Source organism: Zavarzinia sp., assembly GCF_049306435.1.
Taxonomy (GTDB): domain Bacteria; phylum Pseudomonadota; class Alphaproteobacteria; order Zavarziniales; family Zavarziniaceae; genus Zavarzinia.
In genome coordinates this window covers 1-6,701 of record NZ_JBAQRT010000131.1, presented here as the reverse complement: position 1 = coordinate 6,701, position 6,701 = coordinate 1, and the positions used below count along the sequence as shown (strand labels likewise).

The window sequence follows — 6,701 nt, the reverse complement described above, 5'->3', positions numbered from 1 at the left end:
ACCATAGGTGTTCCGCTCGCCCACCGGACCCGGCAACTCGATCCGCCGGCCGAGCGGGCTGCGCGCCGCCATGGCCCGGGCATCGGCCGCCAGCCGGTCAAGCCCCAGCCCTTCGAGATAGGCGGCGAAAGCCTCGGCGAGGGCGGAAGGCTCCGCCGCGCCCGGCGCCACCGGCCGCTGCGAGAGGAGCCGCGGGAGATAGAGCGGCCCGCCCGCCTTCGGCCCGGTCCCGGACAAGCCGCTGCCGCCGAAGGGCTGCACGCCGACCACGGCGCCGATCGTGTTGCGGTTCACATAGATATTGCCGGCATGAACGCGGGCGGTGACCCGGGCGATGGTCTCGTCGATCCTTGTGTGCAGGCCGAAGGTCAGGCCGTAACCCGTGGCATTCACCGCGTCGATCACCGCGTCGAGATCCTTGCGCCGGTAGCGCAGCACATGCAGCACGGGACCGAAGACTTCCCGGCCGATATCCGCGATGGCGCCGATCTCGATCAGCGTCGGCGGAACGAAGGTGCCGGCCGCCGTCGCCTCGCCGAGCGGCAGGCGGAACACGGGACAGCCCTTCTCCGCCATGGCGGCGACATAGGCTTCGATCACCGCCCTGGCCTCCGCCGTGATCACCGGGCCGACGTCGGTCGACAGCCGGTCCGGGTTGCCGACGACGAGTTCCGCCATCGCGCCCTTCAGCATGGTCAGCACCCGGTCGGCGACATCGTCCTGCAGGCAGAGGATGCGCAGGGCCGAGCAGCGCTGGCCGGCGCTGTCGAAGGCGGAGGCGATGACATCGCCCACCACCTGTTCGGCGAGGGCCGAGCTATCGACGATCATCGCGTTCTGGCCGCCGGTCTCGGCGATCAGCGGGATCAGCCGGCCCTCCGGGGTCAGGCGCCCGGCGAGCTGGCGCTGGATCGCCCGCGCGACCTCGGTCGAGCCGGTGAACATCACGCCCCGGATGCGGGTATCGGCGACCAGCGCCGCGCCCACCGCGCCGTCACCGACGACGAGGTTGAGCACGCCGGGCGCGACCCCCGCCTCCTGCAGCAGGCGCACCGCCTCGGCCGCGATCAGCGGGGTTTCCTCGGCGGGCTTGGCGAGGACGGTATTGCCGGCGGCGAGCGCCGCCGCGACCTGGCCGGTGAAGATCGCCAGCGGGAAATTCCACGGGCTGATGCAGACCACGGGGCCGAGCGGGCGGTGGGTGAGGCCATCGAAATCCCGCTCCACCGTGCGGCCGTAATAGCGCAGGAAATCGACCGCCTCCCGCACCTCGGAAATCGCGTTGGGCAGGGATTTCCCGGCCTCGCGCACGATGAGGCCGAGCAGCATCGGCATCCGCGCTTCCATCAGATCTGCGGCGCGATAGAGGCAGGCAGCCCGGGCGGCAGGCGGCGTCGCGCTCCACACCGGCGCGGCGGCGACGGCCGAGGCGACGAAGGCGGAGACATCGCCGGGCTCGGCGAAGGCGACCCTGCCGACGATATCGCGCCGATCCGCCGGATTGGTCACCGGCACCATGGGGGAGAGCGGATCGCCCGCGACCCAGGCGACATCGAGACTGGCCAGCAGCGCGGCCGAGACCGAGGCGAGGCGTTGCTCGTTCGAGAGGTCGAGGCCGGCGGAATTCGGCCGCTCGCCGAACAGGTCGCGCGGCGAGCGGATCGCGGGATGCGGCGCGCCCAGGGGCTCGATCGCCCGCGCCGCCTGCACCGCATCGGCGATCAGCTCGTCGACCGGCACGGTCTCGTCGGCGATGCGATTGACGAAGGAGGTATTGGCGCCATTTTCCAGCAACCGGCGGACGAGATAGGCGAGCAGGGTCTCGTGGGTGCCCACCGGGGCATAGATCCGGCACGGCCGGTTCAGCCTGGCCTTGCCGACCACCTCCTCGTAGAGCGGTTCCCCCATGCCGTGCAGGCATTGGAACTCATATTGTCCCGCATAGTAATTGTCGCCCGCCATGACCATGACGCTGGAAAGGGTCTGGGCGTTGTGGGTGGCGAACTGCGGATAGATCGCGTCGGGCGCCGCGAGGAGCTTCCGCGCGCAGGCGAGATAGGAAACGTCGGTATGGACTTTCCTGGTGTAGACCGGGAAGCCTTCCAGCCCGTCGACCTGCGCCTTCTTGATTTCGCTGTCCCAATAGGCGCCCTTGACCAGACGGACCATCAGCCGCCGGCCGGAACGGCGGCCGAGGTCGATCAGATGATCGATGACGAAGGGGCAGCGCTTCGCATAGGCCTGAACGACGAAACCGATACCGTTCCAGCCGGCAAGGTCGGGGTCGAAACACAGGGCTTCCAGCAGATCGAGGGAGATTTCCAGCCGATCCGCTTCTTCCGCGTCGATGTTGAGGCCGATGTCGTAACGCCGGGCCAGCAGGGCGAGACCCTTGAGGCGGGGCAGCAATTCGCCGGTCACCCGCTCGATCTGGGCGCGGGCATAGCGCGGATGCAGGGCGGAGAGCTTGATCGAGATGCCCGGCCCCTCGTAGATGCCGCGCCCGCCCGAGGCCTGGCCGATGGCGTGGATCGCCGTCTCGTAATCGCCGAGATAACGAGCGGCGTCGGCGGCCGTGGTCGCCGCCTCGCCCAGCATGTCGTAGGAATAGCGAAAGCCCCTGGCCTCCAGCTTGCGGGCATTGGCGAGGGCTTCGGCGATGGTCTGGCCGGTGACGAACTGCTCGCCCATCATGCGCATGGCGAGGTCGACGCCCTTGCGGATCAGGGGCTCGCCCGAGCGGCCGATGAGCCGGGTCAGCGCGGCGGAAAGGCCGGCCTCGCTCGTCGTCGCGGTCAGCTTGCCGGTCACCACCAGGCCCCAGGTGGCGGCATTGACGAACATCGACGGGCTATGGCCGACATGGGCGCTCCAGTCGCCGGCGGCGATCTTGTCGCGGATCAGGGCATCGCGCGTCGCCTTGTCGGGAATGCGCAGCAAGGCTTCGGCGAGACACATGAGCGCGACGCCCTCGGGCGCCGACAGCGAATATTCGTGGATCAGCCCCTCGACCCCGCCATGACGCGCCTTGGCCCGCAACTGGGTGACGAGGGTACGGGCGATCTCGGCCACCCGGGCCTGCTTGCCCTGATCGAGCGCCGCGAGTTCGACCAGATAGGGCAGGCATTCCGGCTCGGGCCGGCGGTAGGCGGCGGTGATCCGCGCCCGCAACACCCCCTGGGGCTGGACCCCTTGCGCAAATTCGAGGAAGGGCAGCGCGGCGTCGGTTGCACCATCGCCCTCCAGCAGGGTAACCCCATCGCCCTCGCCAGTCGCATCGAAACCCCGGCCCCGCTCGATCCGCTCGATCGCGGCGGTCAGCGCCTGTTTCACCAGCCAGTGGGGCGTCTGGCCGATCCGATCGGCGGCCGCCTTCAGCCGGGTCCGCAACTCGTCGCTGACTTTGACGCCGATGGTGGTAAGGGCCATGACCGTGCTCCGCCGATAGGGTTGCACCTATCTACCCCGATAGGTGCAACCCGTACAGAAGAATTGGATCGACTGTCGGTCCCCGGTCGATCAGGCCGCCCGGGGCTCGATCCGATCGAGGGTCGCCGCGAGGGCTTCGGCTTCGGTCGCGAGATCGTAGCGGGTCTGCATGTTCATGAACCACTGCGGGTCGACACCGAAATATTTGCCGAGACGCAAAGCAATGCTGGCGGTCATGCCCTGACGGCCGTGACAGATGTCGTTGATCCGGCTGCGCGGCACGTCGATCGCCTTCGCGAGGCCATAGACGGACAAGCCCATGGGGATCAGGAATTCCTCGCGCAGCACTTCGCCCGGATGCGGCAAGGGAATGGTGCGTGGCATGGCTTCGAGCATCCTCAATGATAGTCGTCGAATTCGACGTCGTGCGCATTGCCGTCAATCCAGACGAAGCAGATACGCCACTGATCGTTGACCCGGATCGAATGCTGCCCCTCGCGTTTGCCTTTCAGGGCTTCCAGCCGGTTGCCCGGCGGAACCCGGAGATCGTCGAGGCGCGTGACCGTGTCGATCAGGAACATTTTCCGCACCGCCCGGCGCAGGACATCCGCCGGCACGCCTTTGGGGATTTCACCCCGGTAGATCGCTTCGCTTCGGGGGTCGCGGAAGGTCTTGATCACCCGGTCAAACTATCATTATGCCGGCGACCGATCCAGCCCGAACGTACCAATTTCCGGTACGCAATGTTCACACCACATTCGCCTCGATCAGCGGCCGGCCCGCCGCGATCCGCTCGAAGGACAGGGGCGAGAGGTCGAGGCTGCGGTAGGCGCCCTCGACGATCAGCTCGGCGAGGGCGCGGCCGATGGCCGGCGACTGCTGCAGGCCATGGCCCGAGAAACCGTTGGCGAGATGGAAATTGGCGAGGTCGCCGGCCGGCCCGACGATCGCATTGTGATCGAACAGGTTCATGTCGTAATGGCCGGCCCAGGCGCGGCCCTGGCGGATGCGCTCGAAGGCGGGCACGCGGGCGGCCAGCACCGGCCAGATATGTTCGTCGAAGAAATCGTGATCGACCTCGAAATCGCCATCGGCATCCGGGTCCCTGCCCTCGGGCGGCTGGAGGCCGCAGAGGAAGCCCGTGCCTTCCGGCCGGAAATAGAGGCCGGTCGGATCGATCAGCAGGGGCGCGCCCGCGACCTTGTCGGCGCAGGTGAAGGTGAAGATGAAACGCTTCCGGTTATGCACCGGAATCTCCACCCCCGCCGCCCGGGCCAGCGCAGGCCCGCCGCCGCCCGCGGCGTTGACGAGGGCGCCGCAGGCGATGCGGCTGCCGTCGTCGAGACGCACCGCGACCACCCGGTTGCCCTCACGCTCGACCCCCGCGACCGTCGCCGCCCTGTATTCGACGCCGAGCGAGCGGGCCTTGCGCCTGAAGGCCTGCATCAGGCCATAGCCGTCGAACCAGCCTTCCCCCGTGACGCCGAAGGAGCCGAGGGCGAGACCTTCCGTGTTCAGCCAGGGAAAACGCGCCTTCAGCCCGTCGGGGCCGAGCAGCACGATATCGGCGCCCATGCCGGCCTGCAGGCGGTGATTGGCCTCGAGCACGGGCCGCCCCGCCTCGGTCGCGAGGAAGAGGTAACCGCCCTCGACCAGGCCGATTTCCGGCGCCTCGCCGTCGACCATGAGCGTCTCGCCGATGCCGCGCAGGAATTTGATACCATGGAGCGAGATCGCGATATTGATCGCGCTCGAATATTGCTGGCGGATCGAGGCCGCCGAGAGGGCCGAGGCGCAGAAGCGATAGGCCGGGTCCTTCTCGATAACGAGGATGCGGCCGGAAAAGCCGGGATGGGCCGCCAGGTGATAGGCGACCGACGATCCCGTGACCGCCCCGCCGGCGATCACCACGTCATAAGCGGTCATTCCACGTCGAACCTCACGCCCTGGGCCAGCGGCAGGCCGCGCCCGAAGTTGATCGCCGAGGTCTGGCGCCGCATGTAACCCTTCCAGGCATCGGAGCCGGATTCGCGGCCGCCGCCGGTCTCCTTCTCGCCGCCGAAGGCGCCGCCGATCTCGGCCCCCGAGGTACCCATGTTGACATTGGCGATGCCGCAGTCGGAGCCGGCGGCGGACAGGAAGCCTTCCGTCTCGCGCATGTCGGTCGAGAAGATCGAGGAGGAGAGACCCTGTGCGACCCCATTCTGCAGGGCGATGGCCTCGGCGAAATCATGGTATTTCACGACATAGAGGATGGGCGCGAAGGTCTCGTCCAGCATCGGCCCCGCCTGTTCCGGCATCTCGACGAGGGCCGGGCGGCGGTAGCAGGCGGCTTCCGCGCCCGGCACGGTCACGACCTCGCCACCAGTCACCGTCGCGCCCAGCGCCCGCGCCGCCTCCAGCGCCTTCGCCATCGCCTCGCCCGCGGCGGCATCGACCAGCGGACCGACCAGCACATCGCCCGGCAGCGGATTACCGACCGAGACCGCGCGATAGACCTTGGCGAGGCGCGGCACCAGCGCGTCATAGACCGAGGCATGGACGATCAGCCGGCGCAGGGTGGTGCAGCGCTGGCCGGCGGTGCCCATGGCGCCGAAAGCGATCGCCCGCACCGCGAGGTCGAGATCGGCCGAGGGCGCGACGATCGAGGCATTGTTGCCGCCCAGTTCGAGAATGCTGCGGCCGAAACGCCGCGCCACCCGCTCGCCCACCGCCTTGCCCATGCGGGTGGAGCCGGTCGCCGACAGGATGGCGACCCGGGCGTCGTCGACCAGGATCTGGCCGATATCGCGCCCGCCGGTGACGACCTGCACGAGGCCGTCGGGCACGCCGCCGAAACGGGCCGCCGCGCGGGCGAACAGGGCCTCGACCGCGAGGGCGGTCAGCGGCGTCTTTTCCGACGGCTTCCAGATCACCGGATCGCCGCAGACAAGGGCGAGGGCCGCGTTCCACGACCAGACCGCGACCGGGAAATTGAAGGCGGTGATGACGCCGACGACGCCCGCCGGGTGCCATTGCTCCATCATGCGGTGGTCGGGCCGCTCGCTCGGGATGGCGAGGCCCTGAAGCTGGCGCGACAGGCCGACGGCGAAATCGCAGATATCGATCATTTCCTGCACTTCGCCCTCGCCCTCGGACGGCACCTTGCCGACCTCGAGGGTGACGAGCCGGCCCAGTTCGGCCTTGGCCGCGCGCAGTTCCTCGCCCAAAAGGCGGACCAGCTCGCCCCGGCGCGGCGCCGGCACCAGCCGCCAGGCCGCGAAGGCGGCGGT

General features: G+C 68.8%; 5 protein-coding genes. All 5 read right to left on the bottom strand.

Features of this window, described 5'->3' with window-relative positions; translation table 11 throughout:
- The coding region (gene putA, locus WAZ62_RS07070) for a trifunctional transcriptional regulator/proline dehydrogenase/L-glutamate gamma-semialdehyde dehydrogenase (RefSeq protein WP_422642810.1) at nt 1-3,429 on the bottom strand (3,429 nt) is incomplete at its 3' end.
- A gap of 90 nt (nt 3,430-3,519) precedes the next feature.
- Nucleotides 3,520-3,813 carry a HigA family addiction module antitoxin gene (locus WAZ62_RS07065; protein ID WP_422642809.1) on the bottom strand — a complete coding sequence of 98 codons (294 nt, stop codon included), beginning with the start codon at nt 3,811-3,813 and terminating at the stop codon, nt 3,520-3,522.
- Nucleotides 3,814-3,827: 14 nt separating this feature from the next.
- Nucleotides 3,828-4,109, bottom strand: a complete 282-nt coding sequence (locus WAZ62_RS07060) for a type II toxin-antitoxin system RelE/ParE family toxin (RefSeq protein WP_422642808.1) — start codon at nt 4,107-4,109, stop codon at nt 3,828-3,830.
- 67 nt (nt 4,110-4,176) lie between these two features.
- A complete protein-coding gene (locus tag WAZ62_RS07055) occupies nt 4,177-5,355 on the bottom strand; it encodes an NAD(P)/FAD-dependent oxidoreductase (RefSeq protein WP_422642807.1) in 1,179 nt (392 codons plus the stop codon).
- The coding region (locus WAZ62_RS07050; RefSeq protein ID WP_422642806.1) for an aldehyde dehydrogenase family protein at nt 5,352-6,701 on the bottom strand (1,350 nt) is incomplete at its 5' end. The genes WAZ62_RS07050 and WAZ62_RS07055, both read right to left, overlap by 4 nt.